Annotated in this window: 22 protein-coding genes; 8 read left to right on the top strand and 14 right to left on the bottom strand. The window is 66.8% G+C overall.

Annotated elements, in window-relative coordinates:
* Positions 1–42 precede the first annotated feature (42 nt).
* Entirely contained in the window at positions 43–816 is a 774-nt protein-coding gene (locus tag ACODTA_RS24730; protein ID WP_489069667.1) for an energy transducer TonB, read from the top strand.
* A 54-nt stretch (positions 817–870) separates the two neighbouring features.
* Here the strand turns inward: ACODTA_RS24730 and ACODTA_RS24725 are convergent, their stop codons facing one another.
* Positions 871–1,260: a hypothetical protein gene (locus tag ACODTA_RS24725; RefSeq protein WP_489069665.1), complete on the bottom strand. Its 390-nt coding sequence runs from the start codon at positions 1,258–1,260 to the stop codon at positions 871–873.
* 218 nt (positions 1,261–1,478) lie between these two features.
* Here ACODTA_RS24725 and ACODTA_RS24720 point away from each other — a divergent pair, with 218 nt between their 5' ends.
* Positions 1,479–2,159 (top strand): hypothetical protein, encoded by a 681-nt coding sequence (locus ACODTA_RS24720; protein ID WP_489069663.1) that lies wholly within the window; start codon positions 1,479–1,481, stop codon positions 2,157–2,159.
* Between the two features lie 179 nt (positions 2,160–2,338).
* On the opposite strand, the gene ACODTA_RS24715 is transcribed toward ACODTA_RS24720, so the two are convergent.
* Positions 2,339–3,127, bottom strand: coding sequence for a hypothetical protein (locus tag ACODTA_RS24715; RefSeq protein ID WP_489069661.1), 789 nt, complete (start codon positions 3,125–3,127; stop codon positions 2,339–2,341).
* 221 nt (positions 3,128–3,348) lie between these two features.
* A complete protein-coding gene (locus ACODTA_RS24710) occupies positions 3,349–3,681 on the bottom strand; it encodes a hypothetical protein (RefSeq protein WP_489069659.1) in 333 nt (110 codons plus the stop codon).
* Positions 3,682–3,908: 227 nt separating this feature from the next.
* Here ACODTA_RS24710 and ACODTA_RS24705 point away from each other — a divergent pair, with 227 nt between their 5' ends.
* The 3 genes from ACODTA_RS24705 to ACODTA_RS24695 all read left to right on the top strand — a co-directional run bounded on the left by ACODTA_RS24705 (position 3,909) and on the right by ACODTA_RS24695 (position 6,285).
* Positions 3,909–4,829 carry a M14 family metallopeptidase gene (locus ACODTA_RS24705; protein WP_489069658.1) on the top strand — a complete coding sequence of 307 codons (921 nt, stop codon included), beginning with the start codon at positions 3,909–3,911 and terminating at the stop codon, positions 4,827–4,829.
* 74 nt (positions 4,830–4,903) lie between these two features.
* Positions 4,904–5,767: a DUF4253 domain-containing protein gene (locus tag ACODTA_RS24700; RefSeq protein WP_489069656.1), complete on the top strand. Its 864-nt coding sequence runs from the start codon at positions 4,904–4,906 to the stop codon at positions 5,765–5,767.
* A 161-nt stretch (positions 5,768–5,928) separates the two neighbouring features.
* Complete coding sequence (locus tag ACODTA_RS24695; protein ID WP_489069654.1) at positions 5,929–6,285, top strand: barstar family protein; 357 nt, start codon at positions 5,929–5,931, stop codon at positions 6,283–6,285.
* A gap of 2 nt (positions 6,286–6,287) precedes the next feature.
* Here the strand turns inward: ACODTA_RS24695 and ACODTA_RS24690 are convergent, their stop codons facing one another.
* Both ACODTA_RS24690 and ACODTA_RS24685 read right to left on the bottom strand, forming a co-directional pair.
* Positions 6,288–6,830, bottom strand: coding sequence for a hypothetical protein (locus ACODTA_RS24690; RefSeq protein ID WP_489069652.1), 543 nt, complete (start codon positions 6,828–6,830; stop codon positions 6,288–6,290).
* A gap of 25 nt (positions 6,831–6,855) precedes the next feature.
* Positions 6,856–7,239: a hypothetical protein gene (locus tag ACODTA_RS24685; protein WP_489069650.1), complete on the bottom strand. Its 384-nt coding sequence runs from the start codon at positions 7,237–7,239 to the stop codon at positions 6,856–6,858.
* A gap of 180 nt (positions 7,240–7,419) precedes the next feature.
* Between ACODTA_RS24685 and ACODTA_RS24680 the strand changes: the two genes are divergently transcribed.
* Both ACODTA_RS24680 and ACODTA_RS24675 read left to right on the top strand, forming a co-directional pair.
* Positions 7,420–7,809, top strand: a complete 390-nt coding sequence (locus ACODTA_RS24680) for a hypothetical protein (protein ID WP_489069649.1) — start codon at positions 7,420–7,422, stop codon at positions 7,807–7,809.
* A gap of 147 nt (positions 7,810–7,956) precedes the next feature.
* Positions 7,957–8,538: a Slp family lipoprotein gene (locus ACODTA_RS24675; RefSeq protein ID WP_489069647.1), complete on the top strand. Its 582-nt coding sequence runs from the start codon at positions 7,957–7,959 to the stop codon at positions 8,536–8,538.
* A 12-nt stretch (positions 8,539–8,550) separates the two neighbouring features.
* Here the strand turns inward: ACODTA_RS24675 and ACODTA_RS24670 are convergent, their stop codons facing one another.
* The 8 genes from ACODTA_RS24670 to lspA form a co-directional block, all read right to left on the bottom strand.
* The gene (locus ACODTA_RS24670) at positions 8,551–9,186 is read right to left on the bottom strand and encodes a hypothetical protein (protein WP_489069645.1); all 636 of its coding nucleotides are present in this window, start codon (positions 9,184–9,186) and stop codon (positions 8,551–8,553) included.
* A gap of 27 nt (positions 9,187–9,213) precedes the next feature.
* Positions 9,214–10,188: a serine hydrolase domain-containing protein gene (locus ACODTA_RS24665; protein ID WP_489069643.1), complete on the bottom strand. Its 975-nt coding sequence runs from the start codon at positions 10,186–10,188 to the stop codon at positions 9,214–9,216.
* Between the two features lie 242 nt (positions 10,189–10,430).
* On the bottom strand, positions 10,431–11,021 hold the full coding sequence (locus tag ACODTA_RS24660; RefSeq protein WP_489069641.1) for a hypothetical protein: 591 nt from the start codon (positions 11,019–11,021) through the stop codon (positions 10,431–10,433).
* A gap of 222 nt (positions 11,022–11,243) precedes the next feature.
* On the bottom strand, positions 11,244–11,642 hold the full coding sequence (locus tag ACODTA_RS24655) for a hypothetical protein (protein WP_489069639.1): 399 nt from the start codon (positions 11,640–11,642) through the stop codon (positions 11,244–11,246).
* Between the two features lie 50 nt (positions 11,643–11,692).
* Positions 11,693–12,856: a hypothetical protein gene (locus ACODTA_RS24650; protein WP_489069637.1), complete on the bottom strand. Its 1,164-nt coding sequence runs from the start codon at positions 12,854–12,856 to the stop codon at positions 11,693–11,695.
* An 82-nt stretch (positions 12,857–12,938) separates the two neighbouring features.
* A complete protein-coding gene (locus tag ACODTA_RS24645; RefSeq protein WP_489069635.1) occupies positions 12,939–14,051 on the bottom strand; it encodes a serine hydrolase domain-containing protein in 1,113 nt (370 codons plus the stop codon).
* Positions 14,052–14,095: 44 nt separating this feature from the next.
* Positions 14,096–14,410 (bottom strand): hypothetical protein, encoded by a 315-nt coding sequence (locus ACODTA_RS24640; protein WP_489069633.1) that lies wholly within the window; start codon positions 14,408–14,410, stop codon positions 14,096–14,098.
* A gap of 134 nt (positions 14,411–14,544) precedes the next feature.
* Positions 14,545–15,054, bottom strand: a complete 510-nt coding sequence (gene lspA / locus ACODTA_RS24635; protein WP_489069631.1) for a signal peptidase II — start codon at positions 15,052–15,054, stop codon at positions 14,545–14,547.
* Between the two features lie 146 nt (positions 15,055–15,200).
* On the opposite strand from lspA, the gene ACODTA_RS24630 reads away from it, so the two are divergent.
* Positions 15,201–15,791 (top strand): hypothetical protein, encoded by a 591-nt coding sequence (locus ACODTA_RS24630; RefSeq protein WP_489069629.1) that lies wholly within the window; start codon positions 15,201–15,203, stop codon positions 15,789–15,791.
* A gap of 148 nt (positions 15,792–15,939) precedes the next feature.
* On the opposite strand, the gene ACODTA_RS24625 is transcribed toward ACODTA_RS24630, so the two are convergent.
* Complete coding sequence (locus ACODTA_RS24625) at positions 15,940–16,296, bottom strand: hypothetical protein (RefSeq protein WP_489069627.1); 357 nt, start codon at positions 16,294–16,296, stop codon at positions 15,940–15,942.
* Positions 16,297–16,329: the final 33 nt, after the last annotated feature.

Below are 16,329 nucleotides of genomic sequence, written 5' to 3'. Positions count from 1 at the left end.
AGCCGGCCCAGCGCCGCGCGGACAACAGGTTTGGGGGTTCATTTGGCTTTGTCGTGGTTCGCGCTCGCCGCCGCGCTTCAGGCGCAGGCGAGCCAGGCGGCGCCCATGCGCGTCGATCTCGGGTCGGTCTTCGTCACGGAGGATACCCTGGAGCTGGAAGGCGCCGGCAGGTTCAGGTTCGAGCCCGATCCCACCGGCTTCGATGTGGTCGCCCCGCCGGGCGGCAGCGGGGTGTCGTTCACCGTCCGGCTGTGGTTCGATCCCTCGGGCAAGCCCGTCGGATGCGATGCCGGCCAGCAATTGCTGCCACAGGCGGCGCGGACCGGCTGCGCGCAACTGATGAAATCGGCCAGTTTCCAGCTCTTGCCGGGCATGGCGGCGCCGTTTCGGCGCGGCTTCGTGGATGTGAGGTTCAGCTTCTTCAACAATCCGCCCGCGCCGGAACTCTACGCTTTTCCCAGCCCGGCCTATCGCAACACGACGATCATCTATCCGCCCGATACCGTCGCGGACGGCGATCGCCTGCGCGCGGCGGACGGCAGGCTGATCTTCTCGATCATGGCGGACGATTATCCCCCCTCCGCGATCCGCTACAATCTGGAAAGCGCCACCGTCGTCCTGCTCGGCATCAGCCGGGATGGCACGGTCAAGACCTGCCGGCCGCTCACCGGATCAGGCCCCGGCAGCGCCATGCTCGACAACACCACCTGCGCGCAGTTCCTGCGGCGCGCCCGCTACGAATTCGCCGCGGACGCGCCGCGCTTCGATGGCTTGCGCTATCTCAAAAGGGCGCTGCGCTGGAAAATGCCCGAATAGGGGCGCAGCGCCTTCAACCGCCGCGCGATCTGCTGGCGCGCGAAGTGCCCCGCCCTAGTCGGAAAAGGTGAAGACCCAGACGGTCGCCCGCGTCCCGCGCGGCAGCAGCATCACCTTCACGGCGGGCATCGCATCGTCGGCGATCATATCCTCGCCCCCTTCCGCCCCCGCCGGCATCGATTTCGGCCACCACGCGATCTCGTCGTCAGCGCCGAGGCCGACCTTGCGCACCGGATGCAACGGCCCGCCGATCAGCTTGCGCGCGAATGCCCGCGCCTCTTCCAGATCGGCGTCGAACATCACCCAGAGCTGGGGATCCTGAAACTGGCGGAGATGCATGCGGACATTGGCGGCGGACGGAGGCAGCGGACGGCTATCGACGAGCAGCCGCACCGCCGCCACCTTGTCCGGCGGCACCAGCGTCTCTTCGTCAGTTTCGAACATCGCGAACGGATGGCAAGCCGTCAGCGCAATGGGAAGCAGAAGGGCCCTGAGAACTCTGACGGCCATGCCTCACCTTTGCCGATGCGCCGCCTCACGGATTGGCGCGGCCGGCTTTAACACGGCTTGCCGACGGAAAGCGAGATTGATCCGAAATGGATCAGTCTGGACTCGGCAATCTCCAAGCCACCCGCCATGCCAACCATAGGGGGAGAGGGTCCATGAGAATCGCAATGTTGCTCGCGCTTGCGAGCGCGCCTGCCGTCGCGCAGGAAACGGCCGCGCCACAGCCATCGGCGGCGCAGCCCGCCGCACCGCAATTGACAGCGTCCGTCGCGCAGATCGCGCCGCCGAAGCAGGAAAGCATCCTGCGGACGGGAACGGTCGTGCCGGTGCGCACGCTTGTCGAACTGACGACCAAGAAGAAGAAGCTGCGCGTCGGCGAACGCTTCAATGTCGAGGTCGCCGAAGCCGTCATGCTCAACGGCCAGGTCGTGATCCCCGCCGGTTCGCCGGGCATGGGGGAGATCACGAACGTCCGCAACAAGGGGATGTGGGGCAAATCGGGCGCGATCGAGGGGCGGCTGCTCTATGTGCGCGTCGGCGATCGCCAGATCCGCATCACCGGCGCCTTCAACGACAAGGGCGTGACGGGCACGGCGGGCGTCGTCGCCGCCGTGGCGTTCGTGCCGATCGCCGGTTTCTTCACCACCGGCACCAGCGCGCACATCGCGTCCGGCAGCATCCTGAAGGGTTTTCTGGACGAGGATCTGCCCGTCACCTTCACCACCGCGCGCGTCGAGCCGCTAGCGGTTCCGGCGGCGGCTCCCGCTCCCGTCGCGGCGCCTGTCACGGCTCCCGTCGCGGGATCCGCTCCGGCCACGGGCGCGCCGCAGCGCTAGAGCGATTTGTAGTTCGATGGAATCATCGAACGACCCGAAAATCGCGGTAAAACATGATTCTCCGGGCAGGTGGCATCACCTGCCGGCGCCGGGCCGCAGGCCAGCCAGGCTGAATTGCGGTGAAACAGCGCGCTGCGGCAATTCCCGCCGGCATCACGGCGCCGGCGGGGATTGCCGCGTTATTTCCCTTTCAGCCAGCCGCGATTGATCGCGAATTTGCGCAGGCCCAGGAACGCCAGCCAGATGATGCCGAAATACAGCACGGTCAGCAGCGCGATGCCGGTCACCACCACCATCGCGAAGATGAACTTGGATTCGATCAGGTCCAGCCCGTCGCCATAGGCCGATCGCGGCCGGCCATAGCGGTTCGCGTCCTGATAGCGGATGGTGAGGCTTTCCACCGCCGCGCGCTTGGCGAGCCGCGCCATCTGCTCGTCGGTGCGCGACAATTGGGATTCGATGCTCGATCGCTTGCGCTCGATCAGCTCGAGGCTTTCGGGCGACTGGGTGATCTTGAGCGCGGCCAGCCTGTCCCGCTGCGCAAGCAGGAGTTGCTTCTCCACCTCCAGCTCCGCCTGGTTCCTCCGCCCGGAACGCTGCGATCCGTCGTTGTCGATGGAGAAATTGGCCTTGCCGGTCGATCGGGTGATGCCGGCCATGAACGCCGGCGTCGTGCCCGGCGCCAGGACGAACCGGGCCGAGCCCGAACTGCCCCTGCCGCTCTCGTGCGGCCCGAATTCGATCACCCTGCACCGGGCGGCGCCAAGCGCCTCGCACGCGTTCTTGTGCGTCCGCGCCAGCAACTGGAGATCGCCTTCGGCCACCGTGAAGGTCATCCGATATTCAAGCCCGCCGGATTCGCCGCGATCGGGAATCTCCAGGATGGTTTCGGCGGGCGCGGCGCCGGCGGCGGCCAGCAGCGCGGCGCTCGCCAGTCCCTTCAACAGGCGCGTCTTGAATCCGGTCATGTCGCAATCTCTCCCCATCATCCCCCAGTCTCGCGGATCGGCCCGGCCATGCTGGCTCAGCTTCGGCGAAGTAATCCGATCGCGACACTGGATCCGGACTTAGCCGCGATTGTCTCACCAGAAGATGAATCCACGCCGGCTGCCCGGATTGTCGGCAAGGGTCGCGGCGAAGACATGGAAGGGCGGCGATATTTGATGGCGGCGATTGGCCGCCACCCGCCCTATCGCACGATCGCGCGGCGAACCTTGATGCCGAAGGGATAGGCCCAGCCGCTGCATGGCTCGCCATCGCATCCGGTCGCGAATATCTCGCCCTCAAGGCACCGGCGCCCGCCGCCGCGCAGCGAGCGGCCCATTTCGGCGGTGGGCAGCGCCACCGCCAGGCCCTTGTCCGATGGCCGGGGGCCGCGCCTGATATTGGCGATATCGGGCATATGGCCGCAAACCGTCACCTGCCGGCCCACAAAGGCCGCGGGGGACCGGAACACCGCCGCCGACATATCGCGCGCATGCGCGGTGCCGGCGGCCGGCAGCGCCAGCGGCAACAGCGCCAACAACGCCAAAACACCCCTGCTCAGACGATCCCTCCATCCTGAAGGCGTACCGGAACCTCGATCATCATCCACGGAGCCTAGCGCCCATGATCGCCGAAGCAAGCGCGGCGGGCACGGGCGATGCGCTTGCCCCCGCGGCTCCCCCGGTGGCTTCCCTAACGGCGCAGAACTGCGGTAACAGCACGGAAATTCCCGCGTGATCGACGCGTCCATACAGAGAGAATGGCATGGCAGACGACAGCTTCTATCCCGTGGGCACCCCGGGCCAGCCCTGGGGCCGGGAGGAACTGGACCAGTGGCGCGCGCGGCAGCCGCGCCGCCGCCGCTATGACGAGGATGTCGTGCCGCGCGTCACAGCGCTGGCCGATCGGTACGAAAGGCTGGTCTATGGCGCGCTCGATTATGCCGGCGAACGCTATGACCTGCTCGCGCTGCGCGATCGCGATTTCGATCCCGCGCTGCCCACCGCGCTGGTGACGGGCGGGGTGCATGGTTACGAAACCAGCGGCGTGATGGGCGCGCTCGATTTCCTGGAGACGCGCGCGGCCGACTATGCGGGCCGCGTCAATCTGCTGGTGGCGCCCTGCGTCAGCCCCTGGGCCTATGAGCGCATCAATCGCTGGAATTACGATGCGATCGATCCCAACCGCAATTTCCGCGCGGACGGCCCGGCGCGCGAATCCACCGCGCTGATCGCGCTGGTGCGTTCGGTGGAGCATCCCTTCCTGCTGCATATCGACCTGCACGAAACCACCGACAGCGACGAAGGCGAGTTCCGCCCCGCGCTGGCCGCGCGCGACGGCAAGCCCTTCGAACCGGAGCTGATTCCCGACGGCTTCTACCTGGTGGACGACAGCGCGAACCCCCAGCCCGCTTTCCAGCAGGCGATCGTAGCGGCGGTCGAACGGGTGACGCACATCGCCCCGCCCGACGCGGCCGGAGAGATCATCGGCTCCCCCGTCGTCGCGCATGGCGTGATCGAATATCCGCTGGCGAAGCTCGGGCTTTGCGGCTGCATCAGCGGCGCGCGCTTCACCACCACCACCGAAGTCTATCCCGACAGCCCCCGCACCAACCCGGAGGAATGCATCCGCGCACAGGTGACCGCCGTTTGCGCGGCGCTGGATCACGCGCTGGCGCAGGGGTGAAACGACGGGGATGAAAGCGGTCTGAACGCCGGTGCCCAATTGCGGACGTCAACAAATCCGTGCGATGCGAGGATATGGAACTGACGCGACGATTGGTCCTGGGGGGGCTCGCGGCGACCGGCTTGACCGTCGCCACACGATCAACGCACGCTGAACCGGTACCGCCTGATCTTACACCCCTTACGCCCGAGCAGCGCGCCGAATACGAAGGCATGCGCGCTCGTTTGATGGCGGCTCTTCCATATGAACGGATCACTGTTTCGGGCGCGCAGGCGCTAGAGGAATGGGAAAAGCTCAAAAGCGCAGGGCGCGGCTGGCCGGTGATCATTGGCGAAGACAATGATCTAGAACGGATTGCAGATCAGTTCTCGATGAATAACCCGGGCGTTTCCGGCGTGTCTGCACCTGGCCTGGAGGTGCGTTCTCCCAAAGACATTCTCGCCGCCGCAGCCAAGCTGACTTTCCCAACCGATCTCCAGAAATGGTCAGGTGCATATGCGGCGGACGACCTAAGAGCGCCTGTCGGTGATTGGCCGCCAAAGGTCGATGTCGGGCCTCCCGGTCCTAGCCTCGCAACCAACATCCTCTCGGGCAAGTTTCACGACCGAGTACATATTCTCCTAATCCCGACGAAGTTCGGGTGGGAGGTTCCTGCCTATTTGCGGTGGGGCGATTGGAATGCATGCCCTCCGCCGGAACACCATGTTGCCGCCTTGCGATCATGGCACAGCGCGTTTGCTGTCGATCTGGTTGGTATAAACGGCGACACAATTAATTTGCGAGCAGCCGGTCGGCCGAAAACCCGTGAAAGTGCGATGAAACTTGCGCGGGAGCAGTACGGATATTGCCCCGACATCGTCGATCAGGGTGTTGGAACGATTTCCGCTCTCGCGGCCACTCTCATGGCATCGGAATGGTGGTATCTCTGGTGGGATTGAGCAGGTGTCGGACGAGACGGCAGCTAACCGTGTGCGCGGCACCGCAAGCGGACCATCGGCTAACCACCCGATCCCCACCATCCGCATATAGCTCACGATATCGGATTGCCCCGAAGCCGCCACCGATCCAGCTTGGCCGAACCGAGAGGACCGGAACCGTCATGAACGTCGTCAAACTCGATGCCAGGCACTGGAACGTACCCGGCGATTTCTACAAGGCCCTGTTGCGGAAGCTGGGCGCTCCGGAATGGCATGGCGACAATGTGGCCGCGATCATCGATTCGATGATCGCCGGGGGTATCAACGAAGTGGGATTGCCGTTGCGCGTGGTCGTGACCGGATTGGACCGGTCCGGCGCGGCCGCCTTCGACGAACTGATCAAGGCGTTCTCCGCGCTCGCCCGCTACGGGGCGGTGACCTGCATCACCGCCGATCGGGCATCGCTGGAGATCGCCGACGACGTGTCTCCATTCATCGTCGGCCGGACCCGGGCGGACGTTCCGCCGGGTCCGCTCTAGCCTCAGCCCTCGACCGCCGTCGCGATCGCGACCGCCTTCGCCTTCAGTTCCGCCGGCGGCGCCGGGGGCTTGCCGAACGAGATCGCGCCGGGCGGCGTGACCACGATCATCCGCCCCGCTTCCGGCACATAGGAAAGCGTGTTCAGCCTGGTCGCCCAGATCGCCTTGCCCCTGGGCATCGCCACATCCTCCGACGGCCCGGTCGCTTCGGGCTGCGATTTCAGCCCGGCGATCTGCGCGTCGATCGTCTCCGCGCCCACCTTGTCCTGCCGCAGCAGCACGCCGAAGCTGGTCGCGCCGTCCGCGCTGGAATAGGTGCAGTTGGAAACGAGCACCTGCTCGTTGCCCGTCTGGCCCACCGTCTCCGCCTTTGCGACGGCGACCCCGGCGGCCTTGCCGGCGGCTTCGGCCGGAAAGCTCTTGCACGCATCGGCCGCCCAGTCCGCCGATTTGCCTGATCCGCCGCCCCCGCCGCCGCTTCCGCAACCGGCGGTCAGGCTGGCCAGCATGAGGGCGCAAAACGACAGGCCACGGCTCTTGATCATCGGCATATCCTTCTTTCCAGCAGGGTCAGCGCGCGCGGCGCGCGGGCGGGGTTTCGAACCAGTAGCGGCTCTCATCGGGCAATATCGCGATAAAGCCGGCATCGGTCTCGGCCAGCCTGAACCGCGCCTTATGCAGCGGATCCTCGAACCGCGCCTCGCCCTTCTCCGCGTCGAAGATCCATCGCGCGGATTCGGCGAGGGCAGGCACGGCATCGCAGCCGCGCGCGGAAAACTGGCCGCCGGCATCATCGGCCCAGGCGATCTCCACGCGGCACACGATGCGTTTCGAATCCTCGGTCTTCACGACATAATGGCCGAGATAATAGCGCTCGATCTCCGTGGCCGGGCGCGCCGCCGCGACCGCCGCGCAGTTGAGCGCGACCATCGCCAATATTCGCGGATATTTCATCACCCTAGCCCGCCGCCCCCGCGCCCGATCGCCAACCCCGCCTATCAAACATGGCCGGCCCGCGAGGGCAAGATGCCGAACGCGCGGCACGCGGGTGGATGGCGCTGCAACAAAGACTGTTAGGGATGTTGGCGCGATCGGTAATTGCGGACGCACCTTCGACGGTGCAAGTTCACACGGATGCAACATGCTTCCCTCACCGCTTTCCTGACCGGCGAACTCTCTGCTGAGGCATTTGCTGAAGAGATCGCCAGTGAGACAGCCGCGTTCAATGAAGCGCTCCGAGAGACCGGTCATGGCTTCATCGTCGTTTCCGAAGGACCGAACTTTGTTCTTACTAAGGACGGTGCAAGGCGCTTGTTGCAGGCCGTGCTCAACGAACAGCTTCCTTCCTGTACGGCAGTTTACATTGCCGATTGCATTCAAGCGAGCAAACACATCGACTTTGCGGATCAAGTCACGCGCGATGCCATTTTCTTCGTGGAAGACGACCACGGCCGTTTCATCGAAGGACGCGATACCCCATGGACTCGCGATGATATCCTAAATGAGCTGGCGCTCCTCGAATGAACGACCGCGTCGGAACCGCTGACGTCTGAATAGATCGTTGGTCGGAAACCCCCACATCCCGATCCACGTACGCAAAGCCATCTCCGGTTTGCACCCGGCCTGCGGGCGGACTAGGGCGTCCGCCCGTGTCATGAAGGTGCTCGCGTCATGAGAACCCGCCCCGCCGCCACCCTCCACCGCCTGATGCTGGCCCCGCTGTGCTGCGGCGCGATCCTGTCGGGATGCGTCGATTCCGCGACCGCGCCGGCCGACCGGCCCGCCGCCACGCGGGAGGCCGCCGCGGCGGCGGATATCGCGGCGCTGCTCGCCATTCCGGTCGCCGCGCTGACGCCCGATCAGGCCCTGGACGAGCGGCATGTCGGTCAGCGCGTCCGCTGGGCGGGCGCCGTCCACCATATGACGCGCACCGAGGCGGGCGTTTGCCTGACGATGCTGTTCGCCGCCAGCGGCGAGCATGGCGCGCCGCGCTGGACGCCGGAGCCGACCTATCAGAGTTTCAAGGCCTGCACCGCCGGCACATATGATCCCGAACTGGTGCATGATTCCACCAACCTGACGATCGTCGGCCGGATTTCGGGCAAGGCCCATATCGGCATGGGCGGCGGCGGCAGCGAAGGCCCCGTCATCGAGATCGACAAGCTCTTCCGCTGGTCCGATTGCCTGGCGGGCGACGACAGCCCCGTCTGCCGATACGGCTTGCTGACGCCAAGGGCCGTCGCCGACGACTGAGCCGCCGGCGCGTTACGACCCCGCCCGCGTGAATTTCAGCCCGCGCGCGCGGCCGGCGTTGAGCAGCAGGTTGCCCGCCCGGCCGGATGCGTCGCGGCTGAACACGAGTTCCAGCCCCATGTCCGGCGCCCAGAACCGGTCCGGTCCGGTCTGGACCAGCTTCATCTCGGGCAGCGGTCCGGCCTTGAGCATCAGCCCCCCGGCATTGCGGATGGTGAAGGGCATCGGCACTTCGGTGCTGCGATAATCGCCGGCATAGGCCGTGGCGGCCTCCGCGGTCGGCTCGCTCTTCTCCACCCGTTCGAAGCGGCGCTCCGGATTGCCTTCGGAAAACAGGCGAAACGCCTTGCCGTCCGCGTCGAAGGCGAGGCGGTTGCCGTCAGGATCGCTGGGAAAGGCGAAGGTGCCGGTGGAAAGCTGGGCGAGCGGCCGTTCGGGGCGGACGGTGCCGAGCGTCCCGTCCTTCAGCGCGAGTTCCAGATAGGCGCCGGTCGCGTCGCGATAGGTGCCGGCAAAGGGGCGCGCCGCCTCTCCCGGCGCGGCGGTGTTCAGCACGGTCGCGGGCTTCAGCTTGCCCTCCAGGAAGATGTTGGCGACCTTGCCCGCCAGCTCGTCGGACCGGGCGGTGCCGTTGTTGCACGAAATCACGATGCCCAGCTTCTCGCCCGGAATCCATCAGGTCATGGTGCGATAGCCGCCCAGCGCGCCGCCGTGATGGACGATGGGCAGGCCGCGATATTTGCCGGGCGAAAGGCCCATGCCATAGCCGGTGAGCTTGCCGTCCTTCAGCCGCGCGGAAACGCGCATCAGCGCCACCGATTTCGCGCCCACCTTGCCGCTGTCCATATTGGCGATCCAGCGCAGCATGTCTCCGGCGGTGGAATAGAGCCCGCCATCGCCGACGACGTCGAGATTGGAGTTGGAGAGCGTCCAGCCCGTGGCGCTCTTCACATAGCCATTGGCCTTTTCGGGCACGGGCTGGTTGTGATCGTGCTGGAAGCGCGTCTGCGTCATGCCCAGCGGCGTGAAGATCCGCGCCCGCGCGAAATCGTCGAGCCGCTGGCCGGACACGCGCTGCACGATCATCGACAGCGCGACATAGCCGCTGTTGCTGTAGAGGTGATCGGTATCGGGTTCGAAATCCAGGCCCTGCTGGCGGCCGAGCAGGTCGATCAGGTCCTTCTCGGTATAGACATGGTCGTTCGCAATGCCGCTGAGCGCGCCCAGCGTGAAGAAATCGCGCAGCCCGCTATTGTGCGTCAGGAGCTGGCGGACGGTGACCGCGTCGGCATAGGCGGGCAATTCGGGCAGGATCGTGCGCACGCGATCGTCCAGCCCCAGCTTGCCGTCCTCGACCAGCAGCAACACCGCCATCGCCGTCACCTGCTTGGAGACGGAGGCCATGTAGACGCTGGACGTGGGCGTCAGCGCGCGCTTCGCCTCCAGATCGGCGGCGCCATAGCCGCGCGTCAGCAGCGTCCGCCCATTCTGTTCCACCCCGACGGTGCAGCCGGGCGTGGCGGGGCCATAACCGGCGAACACCGCATCCACCTTCGCCTGGCGCGCGGCATCGGGCGCCGCAGCCCCGGCAATGGCGGCAGAAGGCACGACGACACACGCGATGGACGCGGACAACAGGCGCTTGAACATGAAAAATCCCCTCCGAGGTGACGGACATGTCTCATGAAGCGCCGGGGGCGGGCAAGCGACGGATATAATGGTTGGATATAACCGGGGGATATAATGGCCTCGCTCGCGCTCCCGGCGCTGAACGCACAAGCGGCGGACGCTAGAGCAGGCTGCGCTTAGGTTGAAGCGCAGCCTGCTCTATTTATTATTTGTTCTCCGCATTTTGCGAGTCGTCAGGTGAGTCCGCCTGACTTCAAAATGCTCTAGCGATCCAGATCCCGCACGCGCAGCCGCGCGCGCAGATCGCCCAGCGCGGCGGTCGCCTTTTCGTCGTCGCAGCGATCGAGCTTCGCGACCAGCGAGATCACCACCTCCTGATTGTGATCGGGCGTGGTGCGGAAATATTGGCGGATCGCCAGCGCCGGGCCCGCCGGATTCCAGCCATGCCCGGCCAGCCAGCCAAGGTCATGCTCCTCCGCCACATCGGCGGCGGTGATCGCGGCGCATTGGGTGCGCACGCGGAAACCCGGCAGGTCACCGGGCGGAAGCGCGTCGTAATCGGATGCGCCGCTGCCATCGGCCACCCGCTCGGCATGGAGCAGGATCGCGCGGTCGCGGCCGAGGAAGCCGGCGAGCGTCACCTGATAGGGGCGCGTGTTGAACACCGCGCTCCGGCTGGCCGGCCGCGCGGTGGCGAAGCCCGGCGGGCGGCGGATCTCCAGCCGGATGTCATGGGTGGTGCGCAGCCCGCCGCGCACGGCCTCGACAAACGAAAACCCGCCCGAGCCCGCCGCCGACGCCAGCACCGACACCGCCACCATCACCGGCGCCATCACCGGCCACACCGTCATCATGCGCCCTCTCCCCCTCCAGCGACAACCGCGCCCCGCGCCGGATCATATGCCCATCTTCGCGAGTGCCGGGGGTGAATGGCAAGGCTATTCGCGGCGCGGCACTGGTGTCGGGACTTTTTGAGAAACGGGCGATTGCGCGGGAAGCGCCTGGCGCACCCGGTGTCAGAATAGCGCACCACCGCCCACACCGTTCGGGCCGGGCCTGTCGAAGCCCCCGCCCTCTCAATCCACGCACATGCCGTTCGCCCTCCCCTTGTTGACGCGCCAGGCGCAGCCGAAACCGTAATCCGTCGCCGCGCACTGGCCCTTCACCAGCCGGCCCGGTTTCGGCGGCTTGAAGTCGGGTTTCCTGTCGTCCAGCAGGCAGCTTCCGCCCTTGCACTGCGATCCGTCCGTGCAGATCTTGCCCGCGTCCGGCATGGGGAGCACGCAGCCTTCCCCGTTCAGCATGCCCAATGTCGCGGTATGGCCGCCGCGCGCGATGCAATCCGCCCTTTCGGCATCGCTCAGCCGGTGGCGCGGATCAGGATGGGGCCTTGCCGGCGCGCCGGCATTGGCGGGAAGGGCAAGGCCGATGATCGCGGCCGTCAGCAGCAGGAATGGTCCGGTCGTCCCGATCATATCCCTCACCCTCCTCCGGGCCGCCCAACAGGCAACCACAATGTTGCTGATCACTCCCCGGCACGCCGGGCGATCCGTTCGCGGCGCTGGGGGATCGGCGTGTCGGGATCGAGCTGGACCAGCTTCGCGCCCGTCCCCTGCATCGCCGCCACCGCGCCCGGCCAATGGGGATCGGAAAGCGCGATGAAGACCGTCACCTTGGACAGCGACCGGCGCGGCAGCGTCGCGGCGGCCCTTTGCAGCACGGTGACGAGATTGGGTTCGGAGATCGACGCGATCGCGACCTCGTCCGAATAGCGTTCGGTCCCCAGCGCTTCCTGAACCCAGCCTTCCGACGCCGCGTAATCGGCGGCGTCGGGCGCGCGCAGCACCGTCGTGGAAGCCGATGCGTCGTCCCCGCGCAGGCGGGCCACCGCCTCGTTCAGATAATCGTGCCATTCGCGCTCTTCATTCACCTGCGGGCGGGTGAGCGGCGCGAGGAACGCGGCCTTCGCCGCTGCCTCGGCCGCGACCTGCGCGGCCAGCGCGACGCGGCCTGCCGCCAGCGCCGCCGCCCAGGCATTCGCATCGACCGGCGCAACCGCGCCATCGGCCAGCGTCACCGCGAGTTCGACCCGGGCATGATCCATCGTGAAATCGGCGGACGGAATCGTGACCGGAATGATCACCCGCGCGCCATCGGGCGAAAAGCGCGGTTCCCCGCGCCACTGGACGGAGCTGACCGACCGGGGCATGGCGCGAAGATAATCGCCGGGCACGAGATCGGAGAGCGCGAGCGCGCGCACCAGCACGCCCCCCACACCATAGATCGCGACCACGTTCGGCCCATAACCCATCATGTGCCAGTCATCGAAGGTGGCGACATATTGGCCGTCATCGCGCACGATCGCGGAAACCGGCGCCACCTCATTCGCGATCTTCCCCTCCCACAGCGGTTGCCAGCGCCCGTCGATCAGCCTCTCCACCCGCGCGCTCGCCGCCGCCGCGCCGCCGCGCTTCTGCCCGGCGGATCTGGACTTGCGCACCTTGTCCTCGAAATAGGCGAGCTGGCTTTCCAGGGCGCGCGGCGTGACGGTGACGCGCGCCTGCCCGCCGCATGATGCATAGCTGGTCCTTTCGGGCAGCATCCAGGTGTCGGCGCAGGCGGGCCGCGGCGCGACCGAGATCGTCGCCACGCCAAGCGCCAGCACAGCCAGTGCGCGCATGATCCTCATCGGCATCCCCTCTCAAGGATATGATGTATCATTGCGAGGGGATGTTCAAGAGCGCGGATCGCCCCCTGTCAATCGCCACCGATCAACGCCGTCGCCAGTCCTCGCGCAGGAACCCGGCGATGCGGAAACAGGCGGGGCTGTCGTTGTTGCCCAGCGTGACGATCGTCATACCCGTCGCCTCATAGGTGCGGATGTCGACGCATTGCCCGTGGATCTTGCCGCCATGCCCCCAGCGCAGATCGCGGGGCAGGAAATCGCCGCCATAATCAGTCGCGATGAAGCCCAGGCCGAAACCCTTCAATCGCGGGGTGGTCGCCTGTTCGAACAGCGCGCGCGGCACGCCCAGCCGGCCCTGACGGAGCGCGGTGACGAAACGGAGCATGTCGCGCGCGGTGAATGCCTGCCCGCCCGCCGGCCAGCCGCCGTCCAGCACCGTGAAGCAATTGGGCATCCGCTCGCCGGCCACGTCGACATAGCCGACCGCCAGCCCCGGATCGTCGGCGCGGCAGGCGTCGTTCGCATGATCGGCATCCATCCCCGCCGGACGGAAGACATGATCCGCGATGTAGGACCGGTAATCCTGCCCGGACAGGACCTCCACCACCCGGCCGAGCAGCGTCATCGCGTGATTGCTGTATTCCTGCTTCGTGCCGGGCGGAAAGGCCGGATCGCGTTCGCCATGGAGCGCGACGAGATCGGCCACGCCGGGCGCGCGCCCGCGCCAGACGAGATCGCCGGGATAGAACATGGCGTCGCTATCCCCCGCGCCCGCGCTGTGGGTAAGGAGTTGCGCGATCGTGGCCGTGCGCATCGCCGCGTTCGGATAGTCGCGCAGCACCTCGCCCAGCGTCGTCGTCAGGCTGAGCCTGCCTGCCGCGATCTGTTGCAGGACGGCGGTGGCGGTGAACATCTTGCCGGCGGAGGCAAGGTCGAAGCGCGTTTCGGGCGTGACCGGGTCCGCGCGCTTCTCGTCGCGCAGGCCATAGGCGCGCTCGAACAGCACGGCCCCATCCCTGGCGACGAGCACCACGCCGGAGAACTGTCCGGCGGCCGCCACGCCCTTCACATGGGCGTCGAGCCGTTCCAGCGCCTGCGGCGTCGCGGCGGCGCCGGCCTCCACGCTCCGGGCGAGCGCGCCTGCGGAGGGCGGCGCCAGCGCGGCGATCAGCATCAGGGCGGCGCAGGCGGCGCGCATTGCGATCCCCCGGTAACGGCCAGGGCGCCGATGACATGACGGCCTCACGACAGCCCCCTCCTGGTGGCGTCCGCGCGCAATCCGCTCAACGCGCGGAGAATGTGCGGACGGGCCGAGGCAGCCTTCATCCAGGCGGGCAGACGAGACATCATGGTCTTGTTGCGAAGCGAGGTCGCTGCCGGACGCTCCCGCAACGTCGCCGAGAGATAGTCGATCAGCGCGTCGATATGCGCGACATTATAGGCCCAGAGCCGATGCTTGCCGATCCGGGCGGTCAGATAGAGCGGCAGGCCGAACCGTCCATCGTCTCCGCCCCCCGCCCATTGATGAAGATGCGGCGCGTCGATCTCGCGATGCAATCCGCATTCGAGGCAGCTTAGCCGGTGCTTCCGGTCTTCCGTGGTCGCGCGCGCCGGTCCCGCGCAGGCCGGGCAACATGCCCATGCCGGATCGCGATAACACCAGATGGTGGTCCCTGGGTCCGCCGCGCGCCTCAGGCCAGCGCCCCCCGCGCCTCGCCACGCGGCAGCAGCGCGCGGATCGCGAACAGCAGCGCGCCGATGGCGATCGCGGCATCGGCGATGTTGAAGACCAGGAAGGGGCGGAAATCGCCGAAATGGAGATCGGCGAAGTCGACGACATGGCCGAAGCGGACGCGATCGACGATATTGCCGAGCGCGCCGCCCAGCACCAGCGCCAGCCCCGTCACTTCGGCGCGGTGCTTCTCCCGCCACATCCACAGCATCACGCCCAGGCTCATCAGGCCGGTGAGCGCGACGAGCATCCAGCGCATCGCTTCGCTGTCCGCGCTCAGCAGGCCCAGCGAGACGCCATTGTTCTCGACATAGGTGAGGTTGAAGAAAGGCAGCAGCTCAAGCGACTTGCCATGGCCGTCCACGCCCAGCGGGCCGGTGACGAGATATTTGGCGAGCTGATCGGCGACGAGGATCGCGAGCGCCACGATCAGGCCAAGGCGGCGGCGGGCAGGAAGGGCTTCGTTCATGGCCACGCCATACCGCGCTTTTGGCGAAAGCGGAAACGGGCGGGCATGGACGGCGCGCGCCGATATCGGCATGACATCGGCGTACGCGGCGAGCGGCGTTCGCCCCGCGATTGGGGCGACGACATGCGAACCGGGCGATGTGGCGGATGACCAGGATATCGCGCCGCCCCGGCGGCATCGAATGGGCGACGCTGCTGATCACCGCGCTGCTCGTTCCCGCCGTGATCCTCGCGCATGAGCTGGGCCATTATCTCGCGGGGCTGGCCTTCAACGTCCCGAACCCCCGGCTGGGATTGTCGGGCTTCACCCACGGCCCCGCGCCGTGGCTGAGCCGGCGGCAAGTGGCGATGATCGGCGTCGCCGGGCCGGCGGTCAGCCTGGCGCTGGCCGCGATCGGACTGGCGCGGGTCAAGCCGGGCCATGCGCGCTTCGCGGCGGCCCTCGGCGTCGCCGCATGCATGCGGCTGTGCGAATTGCTGCCCTTCGCGGTGGTGGCGCTGGCCCGCCTTGCAAGGGGCGCGCCCTATCGCCGGACGACCTTCGACGAGCCGCGCGTTTTCGATGCGCTCGGGCTGAACGGCGATATCGCGCTTGTCGGCGCATCGGTGATCTTCGCCGCGATCCTGTTCGCCGTGCTGCGCCGTCAGCGGCGTGGATCGGGAAAGAGCCTGATCATCGGCGGGCTGATCGGCTGGGGCGCATGGCGGATCATGCTCGAACAGGGCCTGCTCGCCTGAACGAAAGGCGGCCGGCCGGTGCTGGTGATTGCCTGGTGGCCGCGTCCAGGGCAGGAAAATCAGGCCACCAGGCAATCTGAGCGGATCGGGTTTCCGACAAAACTGGGGATACTTGCCGGATACGATCCACTGCCCGATATCGTCGGCGTCAGCCGAACCACCGCAGCCACACCCACACCATGCTGCCGATGGATATGGCGCCCACCATCGCATGTTGGGGGTTCACCGGGCCGACAACGCCGGACTGGCTGAGGACAAGCCAGGGCATCAGGATGGCGAAATAGGCGAGGAAGGCTATCGCGAAGGCCCATAGATTAGCCCTTCGGTCATGCTCGTCGGTGCGCGCCAGGTGATAATATGTGATGCCGACGAACCCTGCCGTCACCACACACGCCATCATGATGCCGAAGGCCGGATCGAATATCCTCTCGCCGGGAATGGTGGACTTGTTTCCGATGCTCGTCAGTGTTCTCATGACAATGAAGAGCACAAAATACGCCAGCATAGTCTTGAGATAGACATGGCGCGCCGATCCGGT

The organism is Sphingomonas sp. FG14, from assembly GCF_057809675.1.
This window is presented reverse-complemented; position numbering and strand designations above follow the sequence as displayed.

What these genes read in the sequence shown, in the direction of transcription:
- ACODTA_RS24675 (WP_489069647.1), top strand. Translation starts at nt 7,957, where the DNA reads ATGAGAACCCGCCCCGCCGCCACCCTCCACCGCCTGATGCTGGCCCCG.
- ACODTA_RS24695 (WP_489069654.1), top strand. Translation starts at nt 5,929, where the DNA reads ATGAACGTCGTCAAACTCGATGCCAGGCACTGGAACGTACCCGGCGAT.
- ACODTA_RS24685 (WP_489069650.1), bottom strand. Translation starts at nt 7,239, where the DNA reads ATGAAATATCCGCGAATATTGGCGATGGTCGCGCTCAACTGCGCGGCG.
- ACODTA_RS24700 (WP_489069656.1), top strand. Translation starts at nt 4,904, where the DNA reads ATGGAACTGACGCGACGATTGGTCCTGGGGGGGCTCGCGGCGACCGGC.
- ACODTA_RS24625 (WP_489069627.1), bottom strand. Translation starts at nt 16,296, where the DNA reads ATGCTGGCGTATTTTGTGCTCTTCATTGTCATGAGAACACTGACGAGC.
- ACODTA_RS24720 (WP_489069663.1), top strand. Translation starts at nt 1,479, where the DNA reads ATGAGAATCGCAATGTTGCTCGCGCTTGCGAGCGCGCCTGCCGTCGCG.
- ACODTA_RS24655 (WP_489069639.1), bottom strand. Translation starts at nt 11,642, where the DNA reads ATGATCGGGACGACCGGACCATTCCTGCTGCTGACGGCCGCGATCATC.
- ACODTA_RS24660 (WP_489069641.1), bottom strand. Translation starts at nt 11,021, where the DNA reads ATGATGACGGTGTGGCCGGTGATGGCGCCGGTGATGGTGGCGGTGTCG.
- ACODTA_RS24630 (WP_489069629.1), top strand. Translation starts at nt 15,201, where the DNA reads ATGACCAGGATATCGCGCCGCCCCGGCGGCATCGAATGGGCGACGCTG.
- ACODTA_RS24665 (WP_489069643.1), bottom strand. Translation starts at nt 10,188, where the DNA reads ATGTTCAAGCGCCTGTTGTCCGCGTCCATCGCGTGTGTCGTCGTGCCT.
- ACODTA_RS24725 (WP_489069665.1), bottom strand. Translation starts at nt 1,260, where the DNA reads ATGTTCGAAACTGACGAAGAGACGCTGGTGCCGCCGGACAAGGTGGCG.
- ACODTA_RS24705 (WP_489069658.1), top strand. Translation starts at nt 3,909, where the DNA reads ATGGCAGACGACAGCTTCTATCCCGTGGGCACCCCGGGCCAGCCCTGG.
- lspA (WP_489069631.1), bottom strand. Translation starts at nt 15,054, where the DNA reads ATGAACGAAGCCCTTCCTGCCCGCCGCCGCCTTGGCCTGATCGTGGCG.
- ACODTA_RS24680 (WP_489069649.1), top strand. Translation starts at nt 7,420, where the DNA reads ATGCAACATGCTTCCCTCACCGCTTTCCTGACCGGCGAACTCTCTGCT.
- ACODTA_RS24715 (WP_489069661.1), bottom strand. Translation starts at nt 3,127, where the DNA reads ATGACCGGATTCAAGACGCGCCTGTTGAAGGGACTGGCGAGCGCCGCG.
- ACODTA_RS24690 (WP_489069652.1), bottom strand. Translation starts at nt 6,830, where the DNA reads ATGATCAAGAGCCGTGGCCTGTCGTTTTGCGCCCTCATGCTGGCCAGC.
- ACODTA_RS24645 (WP_489069635.1), bottom strand. Translation starts at nt 14,051, where the DNA reads ATGCGCGCCGCCTGCGCCGCCCTGATGCTGATCGCCGCGCTGGCGCCG.
- ACODTA_RS24650 (WP_489069637.1), bottom strand. Translation starts at nt 12,856, where the DNA reads ATGAGGATCATGCGCGCACTGGCTGTGCTGGCGCTTGGCGTGGCGACG.